1 protein-coding gene is annotated in these 694 nt (G+C 59.7%); it reads right to left on the bottom strand.

The features are described 5' to 3' along the window. A partial coding sequence (locus tag ABEA87_RS42240) for a hypothetical protein (RefSeq protein WP_345639437.1) occupies positions 1 to 694 on the bottom strand: 694 nt, incomplete at both ends.

The raw sequence follows: 694 nt of genomic DNA, 5'->3' as shown, positions 1-694 counted from the left end.
GTCGAAGTTTGTGTAGTCGGTGCCGTCGGCGAGTTTCTCGTCGATGGTGTTGCCGTTGCTGTCGTAGGTGACCGTCGTGTGGTCGGTGTAGGTATAGACGGTGTCGATGCCGTGGTAGGTGATGTCGGCGCTGGTTGCTGGTTGACCGTCGTGGGCGGGGGTGTTGACGTGGTGTGGGTTGCCGTTGCTGTCGAATTGGGTGTAGTCGGTGCCGTCGGCGAGTTTTTCGTCGATGGTGTTGCCGTTGTTGTCGTAGGTGACTGTCGTGTGGTCGGTGTAGGTGTAGACGGTGTCGTTGCCGTGGTAGGTGATGTTGGCTGAGGTTGCTGGGTTGCCGTTTTCCGGTGGGATGTCGACGTGGTGTGGGTTGCCGGCGTGGTCGAATTGGGTGTAGTCGGTGCCGTCGGCGAGTTTCTCGTCGGTGATGTTGCCGTTGCTGTCGTAGGTGACCGTCGTGTGGTCGGTGTAGGTATAGACGGTGTCGATGCCGTGGTAGGTGATGTCGGCGCTGGTTGCTGGTTGACCGTCGTGGGCGGGGGTGTTGACGTGGTGTGGGTCGCCGTTGCTGTCGAAGTTTGTGTAGTCGGTGCCGTCGGCGAGTTTCTCGTCGATGGTGTTGCCGTTGCTGTCGTAGGTGACCGTCGTGTGGTCGGTGTAGGTATAGACGGTGTCGATGCCGTGGTAGGTGATGTCG

This window comes from Rugosimonospora acidiphila, assembly GCF_039543385.1.
Lineage (GTDB): Bacteria > Actinomycetota > Actinomycetes > Mycobacteriales > Micromonosporaceae > Rugosimonospora > Rugosimonospora acidiphila.
This window is presented reverse-complemented; position numbering and strand designations above follow the sequence as displayed.